Consider the following 19,023-nt stretch of genomic DNA (forward strand, 5'->3'; position numbering starts at 1 on the left):
ATGAGCGAGCAGGTATCGCTATGGGGAGGCCGCTTTTCGGGCGGCCCTTCCCAGGCTTTAGCGGCACTTTCAGTATCCACCCAGTTCGATTGGCGCCTGGCGCTCTATGATATAGCCGGTTCGCGCGCCCATGCCCGGGCGCTCGCGGGAGCCGGTCTGCTAGACGCGGAAGAACTATCACAGATGCTGGCAGTATTAGGGCGGCTGGAAGAAAAAGTTAAAAGCGGTGCCTTTACCCCGGACCCCGGTGATGAGGACGTGCATACCGCCTTAGAGAGAGGACTCCTAGAGGAGGCCGGACCGCATTTAGGAGGGAAACTTCGCGCTGGACGCAGCCGCAACGACCAGATCGCCACCCTGATCCGGATGTACCTGCGAAACCAGGCACGCGCCCTCGCCGAGCGCATCATCGAGGTCGCAGAAGCCCTGCTGAGCCAGGCGAAAGCTGCCGGGGATACGGTCATGCCCGGGCGCACCCATATGCAGCACGCCCAGCCGGTATTGCTTGCCCATCAGCTCTTGGCTCACCTGTGGCCCCTGCTGCGGGAGATAGAGCGTTTTCAGGATTGGGATCGGCGCGCCGCCGCCAGTCCCTACGGATCCGGCGCGCTCGCAGGTAACACCCTGGGACTCGATCCGGTGCAAGTGGGGGAAGACCTGTCCTTTGATCGGGTAGTAGAAAACTCCATAGACGGAACCGCCACCCGCGACGTGGTAGCCGAGTTCGCGTTCATCTGTGCCATGACCGGGATCGATATTTCCTGTCTAGCGGAAGAAATAATTATTTGGAACACCAAAGAGTTCGGGTATGTCACTTTGGACGATGCGTTCTCCACGGGATCATCGATCATGCCGCAAAAGAAGAACCCGGATGTGGCAGAACTGGCGCGCGGCAAAGCCGGTCGCATGATTGGGGATTTAACCGGCTTGCTGGCAGTCCTAAAAGGACTCCCCTTCGCCTATGCGCGTGACCTGCAAGAAGACAAAGAACCGGTCTTTGACCAGATCGACACTTTAGAGGTGCTGCTGCCTGCCGTCAGCGGGATGGTAGCCACTATGAATATCGACTACGGCCGCCTAGAAGAACTCGCTCCCCAAGGGTTTTCGCTGGCCACCGATATAGCCGAATGGCTAGTGGCGCGAGGAATGCCCTTCCGGCAAGCACATGAAGTATCCGGAGCCTGCGTACGTAAATGTGAAGAAAACGGGATAGAACTGGCGGATTTGAGTGACGAGCAGTTCGCCGCTATCGATCCGCTGCTGACTCCCGAGGTGCGGGAAGTGCTCAGCCCCGCCGGTTCGGTGCGGGCTCGCGCTGGACACGGAGGTACGGCGCCCGCGCAGGTCGCGCGGCAGATCGAATCCGCGGAGCAGCAGATAGCGCGCATCCGCACCGATTTCGCCGGCAAACACCTGGAATTCAAATAGTTCCTTCCTCAGCGTTCGGTCTGGAAAAACCTATTTCCGCGCGTGCGGGCGGATTTTGCCTGCGTACGTTCCACGCGGAGGCTAGGTTTTTCCTCCTGCCCCGGGCTTACGTGCAGATTTTGCGCTTGTCAGGAAGGGCGGAGGATGGCGAAGGGGTCAGTTACCTGCAGGGTTTGCTTGGTGAAGCGGAAACGACGCGCGGGGCGGCCACCTTTGGTGCCGGGGGCTTTACGTTGACCGGTGGGGGCGAGCTGCCCGCGGCGAGTTAGAACCCGCTGCAGATTGGTGGGGGAGACTTCATGTCCCAAAGCGGCCTGGTAAAGACGGGTTAGCTCCGCCATAGTGAAATCCGGAGGCGCCAAGGCGAACGCAATATTGGTGTAGGAAAGTTTCGCCCGCAACCGGTCTACCCCCTCGGAAATAATATCGGCATGGTCATAAGCCATTGGCGGCAGGTCGTTTACCGGTACCCACTGGGCATGAGGAGGAATTGCGGTAGTCACGTCGGCAGGCACCAGCCCTAAATAGGCGGTGGCCACGGTACGTTGGCTGGGGTCACGGGAAGGATCGGAGCGAGTGCCGAGCTGTTCCATATAGGAAAGTGCCGCAATATCCATTTTTTCGGAAAGATGTCGAAAAGCGCTGGCACCTAGAGTTTCTTCCGGTTCTAAAGGGCCAGAGGGGAGGGCAGGTAAGCCCTGAAAAGGTGGGTGCTCTCGGCGCGCCACCAGCACCATTAGCTGCGGGGAATCTCCACGAATTTGCAAGACTACGCTCAGTGCCTCATGCCGGTAGACGGCAGCTCCTTCGGCGTCTCGCAATTGGGTTCTCACAAAATCTTATGGTAGCTTAAATTTCAGTTTTCGACTATTAGGCGAAAACTGAAGAAGTTACCTCGAGAAGGAAAGTCTCCAAGATGAAACAACGTATAAAAGGCTGGTTATCGCTATTTTTCATTGATGCGATGACCGGTATGGCACACGGGCTGTTCGCCTCCCTGATTATCGGCACCATCATGGTGCAAGTGGGTGGTTTCATTCCGGGAATCATCGGGCGGGGACTGGTGCTGATCGGCTCAGTGGCCTCGGTACTTACCGGTGCCGGCATCGGGATGGGGGTAGCTCATCGCCTGAAGGCCTCCACCTTTGTGGTAGTTGGAACCGGACTAGCTGGAATGATTGGGGCGCATGCCGCCAAAATCTTGAGCGGTGGAATCGTGGATGGTCTTTCTATGCAGCTGAAAGGACCGGGCGAGCCGCTGGGGGCGTTTATCGCCTCCTTCGTGGCAGTTGAGTTTGGCCTGCTGGTTTCAGGTAAAACTCCGGTAGATATCCTGGTTACACCCTTCGTTACGGTTACCAGCGGCACTATCGTAGGTCTAGCCATCGGGCCAGGTATCTCAGAGCTAATGACAGCTTTAGGAGCCATCATTAACTGGGGAACTGAGCGCCAGCCCTTCCTGATGGGCATTATTGTGTCGGTGCTGATGGGAATGATCTTGACGCTTCCGATTTCCTCGGCAGCCCTGGGAATCGTCTTGGGACTATCCGGCCTGGCAGCCGGGGCAGCCACTGTGGGCTGTAGCGCCCAGATGGTAGGTTTCGCCGTCGCGTCCTATCGAGAAAATAAAGTTTCCGGCCTAATCTCGCAGGGGATCGGTACTTCCATGTTGCAAGTGCCCAACATTATGCGGCATCCCTTAATCTGGATTCCCCCCACTTTAGCTTCCGCGATTCTCGGTCCCATCGCGACCATGGTGTTCAAGATGGAATCGAATGCGGCCGGCTCCGGAATGGGAACTTCCGGCCTGGTGGGACAGATAATGACCTGGAACGTTATGGGGCCGACCACCTCCTGGCCGGCGCTGCTGGGAATGATTCTGTTGCTGCACTTTATCGCCCCCGCCGTCCTCTCCCTGCTATTTGCCGAGTTTATGCGGAAGCAGGGTTGGATTAAGGCCGGAGATATGCTGCTCGAAAAATAGGGAGTATTCCGGATAGGAGGCAAACCCCCAGCCGTGTCCGTCGGTGGGTTAGACTGAGCCGAGAAGAGTAACACCGTATTCACCTCAGAGGGTGAGCGGCGGGTTTAACCTGCAGGAGAAAGGAATATCGTGGCCGATATTATTGATGAGCTGGAATGGCGGGGCTTACTTGCCCAGCACACCGATCTGGAAAAACTACGCCAGGCACTTGCCAGCGGGCCGGTCACCTTCTATTGCGGTTTCGATCCCACCGCAGCATCGCTGCACCACGGACACCTGGTGCAGCTGCTGATGATGCGGCATTTGCAAAAGGCCGGGCATCGTCCTATTGCCCTGGTAGGGGGCGCTACCGGCTTAATCGGGGATCCCCGGATGACCGCCGAGCGGCAGTTGCAGCCTAAAGAGGTAGTCGCGGGCTGGGTGGAACGCCTGCGCGGTCAGATCAGTCGCTTCCTCGATTTCGAGGGCGATAACCCGGCAATCATGGTTAACAATATGGATTGGATCCAGAACCTGGGAGCGATTGAGCTCCTGCGTGACCTGGGTAAAAACTTCCGGATGGGAACCATGCTGGCCAAAGATGCGGTGGCGCGACGCTTAAACTCCGAGGAAGGCATTTCCTACACTGAGTTCAGTTACCAAATCCTGCAAGCCTACGATTTCCTGCAGCTTTACCGCCGTTACGGCTGCACTCTGGAGACCGGAGGCAACGACCAGTGGGGCAACCTAGTGGGCGGCATGGATCTCATCCACAAGGTAGAGGGTAAAGACGTCCACGTAATGACCACTCCCTTGATCACCAAGGCTGATGGCTCCAAATTTGGAAAATCCGAGGGCGGGGCGATTTGGCTGGATCCGGAAATGCTTTCACCCTACGAGTTCTACCAGTTCTGGCTGGGAGCCGAGGATGCGGACGTAGTTCGGTTCTTGAAGGTATTCACTTTCCTGCCGCGTGAGGAAATCGAGGCGCTGGCGGTAGAGGTAGCTGAGCGTCCTCATAAACGGGAAGCCCAAAAGGCGCTGGCCGCCGAAGTTACCCGCCTGGTACATGGGCAGGAGGCTCTTGACCAGGTGTTAGCAGCTACCGCAGCCCTATGGGGTAGCGGGGATCTGCACCAGGTTGACGGTAAGACTTTAAAGGGAGCGACTGCGCATTTGCCCAGCGCCAAGGTCGAAATCGGGAAAACGAACTTGGTGGATCTGCTGATAGAAGCCGGTTTTGAAAAGGGTCGGGGTGCGGCCATGCGCACCATTAAGAACGGCGGCGCCTATCTGAACAATCAGAAAGTAACTGATCCGGATCGGATTATTACTTCCGAGGACGTGCTGCCGGGTTCTTTGGTGCTTTTCCGGAAGGGCAAGCGTAATCTAGCTGCCGCTCACCTGCAGTAATAGGGCATTTTTGGCAGTGTGTGAGAGCTCACCGCGTCTGAGTTTGAAGTTTTCTGAGCGCAGTGGGTAAGTTATTACCTGTTGCCTCGGCAAGGGACTTCGGTTCTTGGTCAGTGGGCTAGATTGTTTGACTTAGTATTTAACAGAAAAAACTGGTTTTATGGCCTGTTTCACTTAGAAATAGGTTGAAATCGGAAAATCGAATCTGTTAGACTGAGACTCGCGCGTTTTTCGCGCAGCAACCCTTATTGATCGTTTTTGGTTGGTTTGTGGTTTGGTTGTTTGTGTTCTCGATAGTGTGTTTTTTTGTTTTGTTTGTGTGGGATTGAACTGGGGTGCCTGGCTGTTTGGTTGGGTGTTTTGGTTTTTTCTTGTTTTTGTTTTTTTGATGCTGATGATTTTGGAACGTTTTGTTTTTATGATTGTTGGTGTTTGTTTTTGCTGGATTGTTTTCTGGCTTGAATCATTTTTTTGGTTTTTGTTGGAGAGTTTGATCCTGGCTCAGGATGAACGCTGGCGGCGTGCTTAACACATGCAAGTCGAACGGGATCCAGGGGTGCTTGCATCCTTGGTGAGAGTGGCGAACGGGTGAGTAACACGTGAGTAACCTGTCCTTTTCTTTGGGATAAGCATTCGAAAGGGTGTTTAATACCTTATGTTCTGTCTGCCTCGCATGGGGTGGGTGGGAAAGGCTTTGGCTGGATTTGGGTGGGCTCGCGGTCTATCAGCTTGTTGGTGGGGTGATGGCTTACCAAGGCTTTGACGGGTAGCCGGCCTGAGAGGGTGGTCGGTCACATTGGGACTGAGATACGGCCCAGACTCCTGCGGGAGGCAGCAGTGGGGGATATTGCACAATGGGCGAAAGCCTGATGCAGCGACGCCGCGTGGGGGATGAAGGCCTTCGGGTTGTAAACTTCTTTTGCTCTGAACAAGGCATGCCTGTGGGGTGTGTTGAGTGTAGGGGTTGATTAGCGCCGGCTAACTACGTGCCAGCAGCCGCGGTAATACGTAGGGCGCGAGCGTTGTCCGGAATTATTGGGCGTAAAGGGCTTGTAGGTGGCTGGTTGCGTCTGTCGTGAAAGCTCATGGCTTAACTGTGGGTTTGCGGTGGGTACGGGCTGGCTTGAGTGCAGTAGGGGAGGCTGGAATTCCTGGTGTAGCGGTGGAATGCGCAGATATCAGGAGGAATACCGGTGGCGAAGGCGGGTCTCTGGGCTGTTACTGACGCTGAGGAGCGAAAGCGTGGGGAGCGAACAGGATTAGATACCCTGGTAGTCCATGCTGTAAACGTTGGGAACTGGGTGTGGGGGGCTTTTTTGTCTTCTGCGTCGTAGCTAACGCGTTAAGTTCCCCGCCTGGGGAGTACGGTCGCAAGGCTAAAACTCAAAGGAATTGACGGGGGCCCGCACAAGCGGCGGAGCATGCGGATTAATTCGATGCAACGCGAAGAACCTTACCAAGGCTTGACATGCACTGGACCGGCCCAGAGATGGGTTTTCCTTTTTGGCTGGTGTGCAGGTGGTGCATGGTTGTCGTCAGCTCGTGTCGTGAGATGTTGGGTTAAGTCCCGCAACGAGCGCAACCCTTGTCCTATGTTGCCAGCAAGTTGTGTTGGGGACTCGTGGGAGACTGCCGGGGTTAACTCGGAGGAAGGTGGGGATGACGTCAAATCATCATGCCCCTTATGTCTTGGGCTTCACGCATGCTACATTGGCGTCTACAAAGGGTTGCGATACCGTAAGGTGGTGCGAATCTCTTAAAGGGCGTCTTGGTTCGGATCGGGGTCTGCAACTCGGCCCCGTGAAGGTGGAGTCGCTAGTAATCGCAGATCAGCAACGCTGCGGTGAATACGTTCTCGGGCCTTGTACACACCGCCCGTCACGTCACGAAAGTTGGTAACACTCGAAGCTTGTGGCCTATCCGTTTTACGGGGGGAGCGGGTGAAGGTGGGGCTAGCGATTGGGACGAAGTCGTAACAAGGTAGCCGTACCGGAAGGTGCGGCTGGATCACCTCCTTTCTAGGGAGAAATTATTTATTTAGCGCAAATAAAACGAGGAAACACTTTCCTCCCTTCTTTTTGGGGGGCTATCGGGTATAGGAACAATCAGGCCTTAAGGGTTTGTTTGTTTGGCTCATTCACTTTTGAAAGTTTGTTGCTTTTGGGGTTTTTTGGGTTGGTTGTTTGTTTTTTGGAGAGTGGATGTGAGTGTCTTTGTGATGCTTTTATTGTGAGAATCTTGTTCGTTGACCACCTTTGGGTGGTTGGTGTTTTTTTTGTTTATTGGTTTGTTTTTTGTTTTTGAGCGTTTGGTGGATGCCTTGGCATCGTGTGCCGATGAAGGACGTTGTGGCTGGCGATAGCCTCGGGGAGTTAGCGAGCGAGCGTTGATCCGGGGGTTTCCGAATGGGGTAACCTAACCATAGTTGTGTGTGGTTGGCGCGCACTGAAGTTTTTGTAGGTGTGTGTTGGTAGGGTGGGAAGTGAAACATCTTAGTACCGCCTTTTGTGAGATAGTCCGTGTGTAGTGGTGAGCGATAGCGGGTGTTGGCTAAACCGTTTGCGTGTGATACTCGGCAGGGGTTGCGCAGGCGGTGTTGTGGGACTGAATCGTCAAGCAACTGCCGTTGTTTGGAACGTTTTTGTGTGTGTGAGGTGAATAGGTTGGGATGCCTTACCGGAGACCGTGAGAGTCGGGTAGCTGGTTACATATGCAGTGCGTTGGGTTTTGTTCCCGAGTAGCGCGGGGCTCGTGGAATCTCGTGTGAATCTGCCCAGACCATTGGGTAAGCCTGGACGGGCGCGGTGACCGATAGTGGATTAGTACCGTGAGGGAATGGTGAAAAGTACCCCGGGAGGGGAGTGAAATAGTTCCTGAAACCAAGCGTTTTTAAGCCGTCAGAGCCGCGGGGCCTTCGGGTTGGTGTGGTGGTGGCGTGCCTATTGAAGAATGAGCCTGCGAGTTATGTTGCGTGGCGAGGTTAACCCGTTGTGGGGTAGTCGTAGGGAAACCGAGTCCTGGGGGCGTTTTAGTTGCGTGGTATAGACCCGAAGCGGGGTGATCTACCCATGGCCAGGATGAAGCGGCGGTAGAACGTCGTGGAGGTCCGCACCCACCAGGGTTGAAAACCTGGGGGATGAGTTGTGGGTAGGGGTGAAAGGCCAATCAAACTCCGTGATAGCTGGTTCTCCCCGAAATATATTTAGGTATAGCGTTCCATTTTTTGCTTGCGTGTGGTAGAGCTACTGGTTGGTTGATGGGCCTTGTTGGTTACTGAGATCTGCTAAACTCCGAATGCGCGTTAAGTTGGTGGGGCAGTCAGACAGCGGGGGATAAGCTTCGTTGTCGAGAGGGAAACAGCCCTGATCATCGGTTAAGGTCCCTAAGTGTGTGCTAAGTGGGAAAGGATGTGTAGTTGCGTTGACAGCCAGGAGGTTGGCTTAGAAGCAGCCACCCTTGAAAGAGTGCGTAATAGCTTACTGGTCGAGTGATTGTGCGCCGATAATGTAGTGGGGCTTAAGCATGCCACCGAAACTGTGACTACAGCATTTTTTGTGTTGTGGGGTAGGGGAGCGTCCTGCATTGTTGTAGCGGCCTGGTGATGGGTCGTGTGTGGTGTGGGAGTGAGAATGCAGGCATGAGTAGCGAGTCCAGCGTGAGAATCGCTGGCGCCGATAAACTAAGGGTTCCAGGGGAAGGTTTATCCGCCCTGGGTTAGTCGGGTCCTAAGGCGAGGCCGTCAGGCGTAGTCGATGGTTGAGCAGTTGATATTCTGCTACCGGGATGGGACCGTTTTTAGCGCTTTTTCTTTTAAGCTTGACGCCCTATTTAGGTGTTTGGCTTCCTTCGGGTTGCTGAGTGTCTTTGGGGTTTTGGGTTTTTGGTTTGAGTGTTTTAGCTTCGTGGTGACACAGTGAGATTGCCTGGCGCGGTGATGGTTTACCGTGTTCAAGCCTGCAGCCTGTCTTCTAGGTCAAATCCGGAAGACGTAAGGGTCAGAGGTGATGGTGGGGCCTGTTTGGGCCGATAACAGGGTTGGTCTGTGCTGTCTAGAAAAGCTGCGTTGTGAGGTGTTATTCCGCCCGTACCCTAAACCGACTCTGGTAGTTGGGTAGAGAATACTAAGGCGAGCGAGTGAATCGTGGTTAAGGAACTCGGCAAATTGCCTCCGTAACTTCGGGAGAAGGAGGCCCCACCCCTTGAAACCGCTTTGCGTGGTTAGGGGGTGTGGGGTGCAATAGCAAGATGGAAGCGACTGTTTATCAAAAACATAGGTGCGTGCGAAGCCGTAAGGCGAGGTATACGCACTGACGCCTGCCCGGTGCCGGAAGGTTAAGAGGAACTGTTAGCATTTTTGCGAAGCGGTGAATTTAAGCCCCGGTAAACGGCGGTGGTAACTATAACCATCCTAAGGTAGCGAAATTCCTTGTCGGGTAAGTTCCGACCTGCACGAATGGCGTAACGACTTCTGTGCTGTCTTGACCGCGAACTCGGCGAAATTGCATTACGAGTAAAGATGCTCGTTACGCGCAGCAGGACGGAAAGACCCCGGGACCTTTACTATAGCTTGGTATTGGTAGCTGGTTGTGTTTGTGTAGGATAGGTGGGAGACAAAGAAGCAGGAACGCTAGTTTTTGTGGAGTCGGCAAGTGAAATACCACTCTGATGTTGCTGGTTATCTGAACCTGGGCCCATTATCTGGGTTAGGGACAGTGCCTGGTGGGTAGTTTAACTGGGGCGGTTGCCTCCTAAATGGTAACGGAGGCGCTCAAAGGTTTCCTCATCCTGGTTGGTAATCAGGGTTTGAGTGTAAGTGCACAAGGAAGCTTGACTGTGACACTGACGGGTGGAGCAGGTACGAAAGTAGGAACTAGTGATCCGGCAATGGCTTATGGAAGCGTTGTCGCTCAACGGATAAAAGGTACCCCGGGGATAACAGGCTGATCTTGCCCAAGAGTCCATATCGACGGCATGGTTTGGCACCTCGATGTCGGCTCGTCGCATCCTGGGGCTGGAGTTGGTCCCAAGGGTTGGGCTGTTCGCCCATTAAAGCGGTACGCGAGCTGGGTTCAGAACGTCGTGAGACAGTTCGGTCGCTATCCGCTGCGCGCGTTAAGACTTGAGAAAGTCCTGTCCCTAGTACGAGAGGACCGGGATGGACGAACCTCTGGTGTGCCAGTTGTACCGCCAGGTGCATGGCTGGTTGGCTATGTTCGGAAAGGATAACCGCTGAAAGCATCTAAGCGGGAAGCCTGCTTTAAGATAAGGTCTTTTAGGTTCCCAGTAGACTACTGGGTTGATAGGCCAGAAGTGTACACGTTGTAAAACGCAAAGCTGACTGGTACTAAAGAACCATTAAAAAACAAACACAAAAAACACGCTAGTGTTCAAGCATCCACACAAAAATGTCGTCACGAAGACGCTCACACCCACTCTCCGAAACCCCCCTATACAAGACAGGGGACACACCCAAACAAAAATGGTGAACAGCCCTAACAAGGTAACACCAGAAAAACAAACCGGGTGTGGAATATATAGTCTTGTGGTGGTCATAGCGCCTAGGACACGCCCAGTCCCATCCCGAACCTGGAAGCTAAGCTAGGCAACGCTGATGGTACTACGCCCCAACGAGCGCGGGAGAGTAAGACACCACCACAACCACATTACAAGGAGGCCAAACCCCAAACGGGGCTTGGCCTCCTAACTTTTAAAAGACAGGCTACAAAAACTAATAACAGTTTTTATACCCTGCCTTGCTATATACAGACGGCAGGATAGGACAACCAAGATAGTTTCCCCTAACCAGCCTTGCTTTATACAGGCAGCTGAAAATGATCACCACCACCGCTTTTTGCTCCGGGTTTTAAAAAAATATGTAAAACCTTCAGGCAAGAGCTTAAAAGCAAAGGATCCTAGATTAATTCGTAACGAACATAGTGATTGGTCAAGCCCGGGGGTACTTGATCGATCTGGGTAATAACCGTATCTTTAAAGCAAGCCTAAGTGTGAGGCAATGCACATGACGGAAAAATCTGTGTATTTTCGCTGAAAAAGCGTAATTCAGGTACTTATCTTAATTATTTCCCAATTTTTAACTCTTAACGTAGGTCATATTTTTATTGCATACTACCAGTGAGGAAGAAGCGTTCCCCTTCTCTTGAGTGTGCATTTCTATTCTCGGGTGGTAGGTGCGTGACTTTCGGCTATTTAGGTTATTGGAGTAGGTACGCAAATGCTTTTCAAGTGTCGTCGTGAGGAATCATCTGCGGAGCAGATCAACGACGGCTTTTTCGCGGTTGATGAGGGATCTACCCTTGCGAAAAAGAACTTAAGGACGCGGATATCTTTTCGACGCTCCTTTCGTCCTTTCAAAACCGCAAAAACTTGGGTACGTCTACTGGGGGCATTTGTTGCTTACACCCTGATTGCTGGGGCATTAGTAGTCGGCGTGCAAACTGAGGGCGGGCAGCTATCTAAGGCGGGGGCTGCCCCATATTTAGGCTCAACGGATCCGGTAAGTGGGGAAAGTCAGCTCGACCTAAGCAAGCCCTATCAATCGATTGTGGGTGCAACGAATCCGCCAAAAGTATTGACATTTACCCCGGGGCCTCCCGATCCCTCGGTGATGGGAAAACCGCCCAAAGTATTGCCCGGAACCCAAAAGAAAATCGGGGGCAACGTCTTGTATCAACGGTGGGGTAGTTCCGAAGTTGGCAGGATCGATTGGCTGTTAAATGATGCCGGGACTGCCTATGCGGGATATGAAAAACCTACCGCCATGCCGATGGTGGGGGTGCGGGTCTATGCCCGTTACATGAAAACCTGTGGTCCACTTAAAGGGTACGTTTCCAACACTTACACTGCCGTCACCGATTATCGCGGTCACTATGAGATTCAGATGGGCGATGAGATTACCCCTGGCGGTTTAGTAACATTCGATGCCGATCCCACCGTTTCAGCGGGGTGCGAACGCTGGAAAGTCTGGGCCACGAACCCAGACCCGGACACCTACAGCACGCTATACACTCCCGGTTTCGGAAACTATTTCCCCTCTAACGTCGGTGGCAATGTTAATGATACGACTTGGGCAACCAACGATGTTGCCGCGGACCACCTGTACAACACCAAGATTGCCTATGGGGATCGCATCAAGAATCAGGCTATGCATATTACCGATATCCATGGGAATATCGTTGATACCACCTATGAGGAAAACCAGAAATACGATGACAAACAGGGCGGATATGTTAACTCGCGCGTGGGGTGGAACCTAAATAAGTCCAAAGGATCGGCAACCTGGGGGCCAATAACTGCGCTAGGAGATCCCGGTGACATAGGGGCAAAAGGGACTAAGGTGTACGCCTCCTACCTGTCTGACTATGCCGTGGATCAGATTTATAACGGGAGTGCCGCGCGGGACATTGGCTGGAACGCGAAGATTCGGCAGGATAGCGCGGGATGGAATAACGCGTGGGAAGCCAAACTACAAAACTGGATTAAGAAGAAAATAGCGAAAGAGACCCAGACCTACTTAGCACAAGTAGATCAAGGTAAGGATGTTGCGGCGTGCCAGGCATACCGGCACCAAGATGAAACCAGTATTGATGCGGAAACCTGTAAAAATCGGGCATTTATAGCCGCACAAAAGAAGTGGATTGCCGAGACCGTTTCCGCCTATACCAAACCTGCCGAAAACGGTCCTCCCCCGAATGCAACAGATTCTGGAACCCCCGGAACCTGGGCTAGGTTACAGTTTGCGGGCACCTATGGCAACACCTGGGATGCTTGTGGATTGGCTGCGGAAGTACAGTTTTCCTGTAAAAAAGAAAACGGGCAGTATAAGTATTGGCGTCGGGTCGCCGGCAGCAGAGAAGGGGATCCGATTGGTATCTGGCCGCAATCTAATGTAGTGGCGGCATCAAAACACGTTAATGGTGACTGGTTGTTTGTTTCCACCGAGACGATGCCGGGAGTTTCGGCGGCTTCACCATTCCACGCTAACTGGTACGGGGCGATAGATCCCCTGTCACGTCCCATTAAAATACCTGTTCCCTACCAAAATGGAGGTGGCGACAGTACAACTAATGGTGCTGGCTGGGTCGGAATCGATTGGGATCGCGAAGGTGACAGCACCAAGCGGGTAGACTTCGCGCTCTTCCCGGCGGAGCTCTACTTTGATGTTACCCCCTGGGACGACAATGAGCACCTGGCGGTAGCTACTGACACCGCGCATACCCGGGCCTCGGGGGTACCCAGCGTCGGATTCCAGGAAGGTACTTTCCAAATCGAGTGGTATGACGAGCAGGGAAACAATGTGAAGAATTGTAAAGGCTTGCGCCCCTTAGCTAATGGAACGCTGCCTTCCTGTGATCTGGACGTGCCCAAGGATCTCGCGCAACCAACCAGGTACTATGCGCATCTATATACGGTTAACGCTCTGGGAGCAAAGAGTAACGACCCAATCGGGTCTGACTCTTTTACCGCTGTGCCAGTATATATGCCGCGGATGACCTTGCATGATGTCTATCCCAGTGCCCCTCAGGATGATATTGCAAAAAATTACCCGTCTGGACAATATCCAGACGGCAAAACCAAGGTAAGTATCTATCCCAAGAAGATGGGGCCGGCAGGATGCGCGAATGTAGCTACCCAACTTTATGACCTCAACCGCACCGGTACCCTACCGAAGGGATTAAAGGTGGACAAGTGTGGGGTAATTTCTGGAGCACCAGAAGAGACGGGTATTTTCAGGCAAGAGATTTCCGCGGTACGAAAAGTTACCCAAGGTCGCACGACTTACGACATACCGATGAAATACTTCCTGGATATCACGGTTACAGATTCCTCCTTGCCAGTTATTAAAACCGAGAAAGGTACCGAATACCACGCGCAAGTTGGAAAAGCCTTTACCGTTGATTTTGCCAATGTGAAAGGCAAGGCGCTACCCCACGGGTTTGCTGGGGCAATGCACGCGAGCGATCCAAATGCAGAACCAGCACAGAAATGGCGGCTCAAAGGGATTAAGTCCATAGAACTTAGCCCGGAACTAACCCAAGCGGGTTTGACGGTAACGGGCAGCAAGATCACGGGCGTTCCCACCCAGGTAGTCGAGGCTCATCAAAAGGCACCACAGGCGAACGATGACCCCGCAACTGTGGATATCAACGAAACTAAAGGCCCCAATGTTTGGGTTACCTATGAGCTGGAGCGGGACGGCGCCCCTCTATATAAAACTGATTGCAAAACCGATGAATCCGGGGTTCAAAAATGTATGAATGTGCCCCAAACTGATGCGCAGGGCAATCAGCTTTACGGGAAAGAGACGGTGCAGTGGACTGATGCGATTCCGTTGGCTATCGCCAAGGTTAGCTACGTGTCAGCCATCGTGGAAGGGAAAAAAGAACTACGTGAGGGGAGTAAAACTGGTAAGCTGCTCAGTCCGAAAGCTTTGGACCAGCAAGATATTCCCTTCCGTTTCCAGCTGAAACAGGATACCACCAGCGCGGGATGCGCTGGTGGTGGGGACGGATTCGATCCCGAAAACTACTTTAATCTGACCCCGGGAGCAGATACTCCCTATACGAAGGTAACCGATCCTACTTTGGCGGCGGCAACTGGCATCTGGATAAAGACTCTCACCTACGGGGATCAGACAGATAATATCGGAGAGTTTGAGTTCCCGAAGATGCAGTTCTCGAAAGCGGGAACCTACTGTTTCACCCTGAGTGAGCTTGCCAGCAATAAGGGTTTCGTCAGTGATGACACTTTGGCTCGGCAAGTGAAAGTTACGGTTACCGAGGATGCAAACGGGCTGGTTACCGGAAATCCGACGGTGACGATCACGAAGGCGTCCTCGCCGGGTGCAGGGGGCGGAACCGAGCCCGGAGATACTTTCGTAAATGTCTGGAATGGAGTGCCCGTACCTAGCCTTCCGCTATCCGGGGGACTGGGGGCGTTTATCTTTTGGCTGCTGGGGGCATTAAGCTGCGTGGTCGGGTTAGTAGCAGCTAGTAGGAACTTCAATATGCACCCTGAGGTAGTCCGCGGAGCAGATTCAGCTGACGCGCGGCCAGTTAAGAGGAATGGGGTGGTGCGGTCATAAAAATAGTGTGCCGTTTCCCAGCCCTTACCGGCCGCATTACCGGCTGGAATAGAAGGAGCTAGTCGGTATGACGGCTGCGGGAAGGCAAATAAGAAGAATCAAAGTTTATTTTTAGATCTAATAAAAAACTAAAGGAATGAACCATGAAACTAAAGAAACTGATTGCGGTTTCGGCGGCTGCTGCCGTTAGCGTGCTAGGTTTGGCGGTTGCGCCAGCCTTCGCCGCTGAGCCAGCACCGGGAGATATCCCTGCCGGGAAAACCGGAACCTTAACTGTACATAAGTACGCAAACCCCGGTATTGCCGATGGCGCGAAAGCGGACGGGACAGAGACCAGTAAGTTTGAAAGCGCAACCCCTATTAAAGGCGTTAAGTTTAAGGTCACTAAACTGAAGATGGATCTGACCACGGTGGCGGGGTGGCAGGCTCTGCCTACCAGTGCTGACACGGTTACCGATGCGCAAAAAGATACCTTCACTGCCGAGATGACAACGGGAGATGACGGCTCTGCCAAGTTTGAAAACCTAGCAGTGGGTGCATATCTGGTAGAGGAAACCGATATTTCCGGTGCGGCACCTAAGGTAAAAGACGATGGTAAAGCGGCATCGTTTATTGTTACTGTGCCTTATAACAACAAGGATGCCGGGTGGCTCTACGATGTGCACGTCTACCCGAAGAATGATATTGAGAGCGGTACCGCCAGCAAGACCATTAAAGAGGTGCCCGGTGCCACCTATATGAAGGGCGATGTCATCCCCTGGAGTTTTGAACTACCGGTTAACCCCTTGGCAGCGGGTAAAACCAGAACCGCCTTTGGCGCCTGGGATGCGATTGCAAACTATCTAACGTTCAAGGATGTTACGGGAGCTAAGTTTATTTCTGCGGCGGGCGTAGAACAAGATATCTCGGTGTCCTGTGACGCAACTACCGACACCTGGGCAGCGGCTGGTTATGGTCATAAGCTCTATAAGTGTCTGGTGGCTGCAACCGATCTCCCCAAGCTGAAAGCTGGCGGGAAAGTAGTGTTCACCGTTAACACCACCTTGGGAGATATTCCCGCAGATAAGAGTGCGGTTGAACAGGCATTTACGCCTATCGATTCTACCGAACCGGGGGGCACCGTGCCCCCTCCGGGCCCCGGTGATAACCCGATTAGCCCGCAAAAAACCCCGTATGTAGGCGACTTGGAGTTCAGCAAAGTTGATGCCAAGACTGCTAACCTCGCCTTGGGGGGAGCCAAGTTCGAATTGCATAAGCTGGGTGGGGACGGTACCTGTGCAACACCTGGCGACAAGCTCACTGGAGCCGAGGCAACTTCGGAAAAGAGCACCGGTAAAGTGGTATTTAACAATGTATTCGTCAAGCTGGACACTCCCGGCCAAGATGCCACTGCGCAAAAAGGGATGAAAGCGGATTACTGCCTGGTGGAAACCGAGGCTCCGGCGGGGTATGTAAAGGCTAATGCTACGAAAGTGACTATCACTGCCGGTACTACCGCCACAGCTGGCGGATTGGCAAATAAAGTCTTTACCAACACCAAAGATAATTCCATAATCCCGAGCCTGCCCTTAACCGGTGCAGCCGGACGAGTATTGCTGGGTCTGCTCGGCGCAGCGGTAATCGCTCTCGGGATTGGATTTGGGATTCGCAGCGCCCGTAAACAATAGGGCCATCGCGATTGTTTATTCACTGCGAATAACTCAATAGGTGTTTAACCAAGTAGGCAGCGCGAACATGGCGGGAAAGCCGCGATGTTCGCGCTGCTTTTTGGGTGTCACCTGTCTGGGAACTTCTAGTTTTTCCGGATATTGTTCCCGGAGGTGAAATCACCATTCCTGCTCTGGTTGTCAACCGGTGCTCCCTCGATATAAGAAATTATGAAAAAACAACTCGTTAATGCAATCTTCGTTTCGCTAATGGTTTTCACGGGCGTGATGACTCTGCTGTACCCGTCAATCGCTAGTTGGCGGATGCAGCTGGCGCAAAACCAGGTTATAGCGCAAAGCTACAGCAAGATACCCGAGGCTAATCCGAAAAAAGAGGAACAGTTGAAGGCGGCGCGGCGTTACAATCAGGCACTGGCGGCGGGGGCATTGGTAAAAGCCCACGAACGTAAAGCGCTGGGCACTGGTTATATGCGGGCTGCAAGTGAGGAAATCTGGGACTATCAAGATCTTTTGCGGATGAGCCCGGACGGGATGATGGGCAGGATAAAAGTCAAGAGCGCCGATATTGACCTGCCGATCTATCACACTTCCTCTGACGAAGTGCTGCTTAAAGGGGCGGGACACCTGCAGGGAACCTCGTTGCCGGTGGGAGGTAAAGGAACCCGCGCAGTTATCACTGCGCACCGGGGTCTAGCATCAGCGAAAATGTTTACTGACTTGGATCAGGTGAAAAAGGGCGATGACGTGGTCTTGGAGATATTCGGTGACGTATATGCTTACCGAGTCTTTGAAACCCGAGTTATCGATCCGGGAGACACCCAGGCCATTAAGGCTGATCCGAACCGGGATTTGCTGACCCTGATTACCTGTACTCCGCTGGGAATCAATACTCAACGCATTATCGTTACCGGGGAGAGGATCTATCCCACCCCCAAAAATTATGCAGATCAGGCTGGGGGGCCTTCGGAGTTGCCGCGTTTTCCATGGTGGAGTCTGGTGATTGCCGGGACTCTATTATTGATTGCCATCTGGATGTGGTGGAACGTGCGGGTCTATAAACGCAAGAAGGCTGTAATCGCCCAGAATCCAGACCCGGAGGAAAAGAAAGCACCTGTCAAACCAAGGCGCAAGGCTAGAGGAAGACACAAGAAGCCCTGATTAGCATGAGGAAACAGCTAGTAGAGCACGCTCTTAGGCTGCCGCTGCGCGTTAAAGACACCGGTTAACAGGTTTAGATGTTACTAGGCGCGAAAGATAGAATGACTGGCATGCGTATCGGGATAGTTACAGATTGCTACCCCCCACATATGGGCGGAATCGAAACCCAAACCTATAACTTGGCGCAACGTCTAAAGGCCGCGGGGCATTCTCCAGAAGTTATAACCGCTACCCGCGATGGATCTTTCGTGGGGCGACGGATTGAAGATCAGATCCCGGTACATCGCTTAGGAATGCCCACAATCGGGTTTACCCCCATGAACCCGTTTGCAGCTCCGCTATTCCGGGCTATTTTTCCCCGCTTTGATTTGCTTCACGTACACGTGGGGGTACTATCCCCCTTTGCCCACCTGGCACTGCAGGTGGCAGCGCAAGGGAACATTCCTACTTTGGCTACTTTCCACTGTGAGCTTTCTACCTGGGCGCCGATTATGCGTGCCAGCGGATTTTTTGATCGCTGGGCAGAGGCGGGAGTTTTATTTTCCGGGGTATCCTCCCTAATGAACTCGCAAATCAACCAGGTGCTACAACCTCGAAATCGCCGGAACTGGCCAATAATCCCCAATGGAGTCGATACTAACTTTTGGGCGCCTAACGAGTCCGCTGCGCAAATAGATGGCAAAGCTCCACAGGAAAAAAACAGCGGAGGCATGCCCGCGGAAAGTTCAAATCTTGGCGGGGCTAGTAGCTTTGAAGCCGTGAGCGCTATTCGTCTGATGCCCCGGAAACGACCCTTAGCCCTGATCAAGTTCACCGAAACCATAAATGATCTGTTGGGTGAGCGTGGCAACTTTTCCCTGAAAGTTTTTGGCGAGGGCGCATTGCGACCTCTGCTGCGCCGCCAACCTGCAGTCACCGCTGGACAAGTCAGTTTACCCGGGCGCGAAGACGCTGCAGGTCTTTTAAAGACCTACCGACAGGCGGACTTGTTTATTACCCTGTGCTTGCACGAAAGTTTCGGAATCGCGGCCGCAGAAGCACGCGCCAGCGGATTACCGGTAATCGTGCGCTCTCAAAGCCCAATCACTGATTTTATTAACGATGGTATGACCGGCATTACCGCTGGTAGCGATCAGGAATTGGCGGAGAAAACTGCCGCCGCCCTCCTGGATGGAAGCATTAGGAAAATGCAAAAAAACTGTCAGCAGCAGCCCTGCCCAGTTTCCTGGGAGCGTTGCTTAGCGGCCACTTTTGCCGCCTATCGGGAAACCCAAAGCCGTTCGGCGCGCTGA

General features: G+C 53.2%; 8 protein-coding genes and 3 rRNA genes. 10 read left to right on the forward strand and 1 reads right to left on the reverse strand.

What is annotated here, in order from left to right:
• Positions 1–1,428 (forward strand): argininosuccinate lyase, encoded by a 1,428-nt coding sequence (gene argH, locus KO216_RS01125; RefSeq protein ID WP_251451710.1) that lies wholly within the window; start codon positions 1–3, stop codon positions 1,426–1,428.
• 128 nt (positions 1,429–1,556) lie between these two features.
• Here the strand turns inward: argH and KO216_RS01130 are convergent, their stop codons facing one another.
• Positions 1,557–2,261, reverse strand: coding sequence for an NUDIX hydrolase (locus KO216_RS01130; protein ID WP_215522448.1), 705 nt, complete (start codon positions 2,259–2,261; stop codon positions 1,557–1,559).
• An 83-nt stretch (positions 2,262–2,344) separates the two neighbouring features.
• Between KO216_RS01130 and KO216_RS01135 the strand changes: the two genes are divergently transcribed.
• The 9 genes from KO216_RS01135 to KO216_RS01175 all read left to right on the forward strand — a co-directional run bounded on the left by KO216_RS01135 (position 2,345) and on the right by KO216_RS01175 (position 19,023).
• The gene (locus tag KO216_RS01135; RefSeq protein ID WP_215522449.1) at positions 2,345–3,412 is read left to right on the forward strand and encodes a PTS sugar transporter subunit IIC; all 1,068 of its coding nucleotides are present in this window, start codon (positions 2,345–2,347) and stop codon (positions 3,410–3,412) included.
• Between the two features lie 129 nt (positions 3,413–3,541).
• Positions 3,542–4,804, forward strand: coding sequence for a tyrosine--tRNA ligase (gene tyrS / locus KO216_RS01140; RefSeq protein WP_215522451.1), 1,263 nt, complete (start codon positions 3,542–3,544; stop codon positions 4,802–4,804).
• Positions 4,805–5,282: 478 nt separating this feature from the next.
• Positions 5,283–6,822: ribosomal RNA gene (locus KO216_RS01145) — 16S ribosomal RNA — on the forward strand.
• A 270-nt stretch (positions 6,823–7,092) separates the two neighbouring features.
• Positions 7,093–10,171: ribosomal RNA gene (locus KO216_RS01150) — 23S ribosomal RNA — on the forward strand.
• Positions 10,172–10,345: 174 nt separating this feature from the next.
• Positions 10,346–10,462 (forward strand): 5S ribosomal RNA (gene rrf / locus KO216_RS01155).
• Together the 16S, 23S and 5S rRNA genes form the textbook arrangement of a ribosomal RNA operon.
• A gap of 574 nt (positions 10,463–11,036) precedes the next feature.
• Entirely contained in the window at positions 11,037–14,906 is a 3,870-nt protein-coding gene (locus KO216_RS01160; RefSeq protein ID WP_215522452.1) for a Spy0128 family protein, read from the forward strand.
• Positions 14,907–15,049: 143 nt separating this feature from the next.
• Complete coding sequence (locus KO216_RS01165; RefSeq protein WP_215522453.1) at positions 15,050–16,573, forward strand: SpaH/EbpB family LPXTG-anchored major pilin; 1,524 nt, start codon at positions 15,050–15,052, stop codon at positions 16,571–16,573.
• A 210-nt stretch (positions 16,574–16,783) separates the two neighbouring features.
• The gene (locus KO216_RS01170) at positions 16,784–17,731 is read left to right on the forward strand and encodes a class C sortase (protein ID WP_215522454.1); all 948 of its coding nucleotides are present in this window, start codon (positions 16,784–16,786) and stop codon (positions 17,729–17,731) included.
• 101 nt (positions 17,732–17,832) lie between these two features.
• Complete coding sequence (locus tag KO216_RS01175) at positions 17,833–19,023, forward strand: glycosyltransferase family 4 protein (RefSeq protein WP_309547321.1); 1,191 nt, start codon at positions 17,833–17,835, stop codon at positions 19,021–19,023.

This window comes from Varibaculum prostatecancerukia (assembly GCF_943169825.2).
Taxonomy (GTDB): Bacteria; Actinomycetota; Actinomycetes; order Actinomycetales; family Actinomycetaceae; genus Varibaculum; species Varibaculum prostatecancerukia.

Coding starts and splice junctions, on each gene's coding strand:
- KO216_RS01170 (WP_215522454.1), top strand. CDS start 16,784: ATGAAAAAACAACTCGTTAATGCAATCTTCGTTTCGCTAATGGTTTTC.
- KO216_RS01175 (WP_309547321.1), top strand. CDS start 17,833: ATGACTGGCATGCGTATCGGGATAGTTACAGATTGCTACCCCCCACAT.
- argH (WP_251451710.1), top strand. CDS start 1: ATGAGCGAGCAGGTATCGCTATGGGGAGGCCGCTTTTCGGGCGGCCCT.
- KO216_RS01160 (WP_215522452.1), top strand. CDS start 11,037: ATGCTTTTCAAGTGTCGTCGTGAGGAATCATCTGCGGAGCAGATCAAC.
- KO216_RS01135 (WP_215522449.1), top strand. CDS start 2,345: ATGAAACAACGTATAAAAGGCTGGTTATCGCTATTTTTCATTGATGCG.
- KO216_RS01165 (WP_215522453.1), top strand. CDS start 15,050: ATGAAACTAAAGAAACTGATTGCGGTTTCGGCGGCTGCTGCCGTTAGC.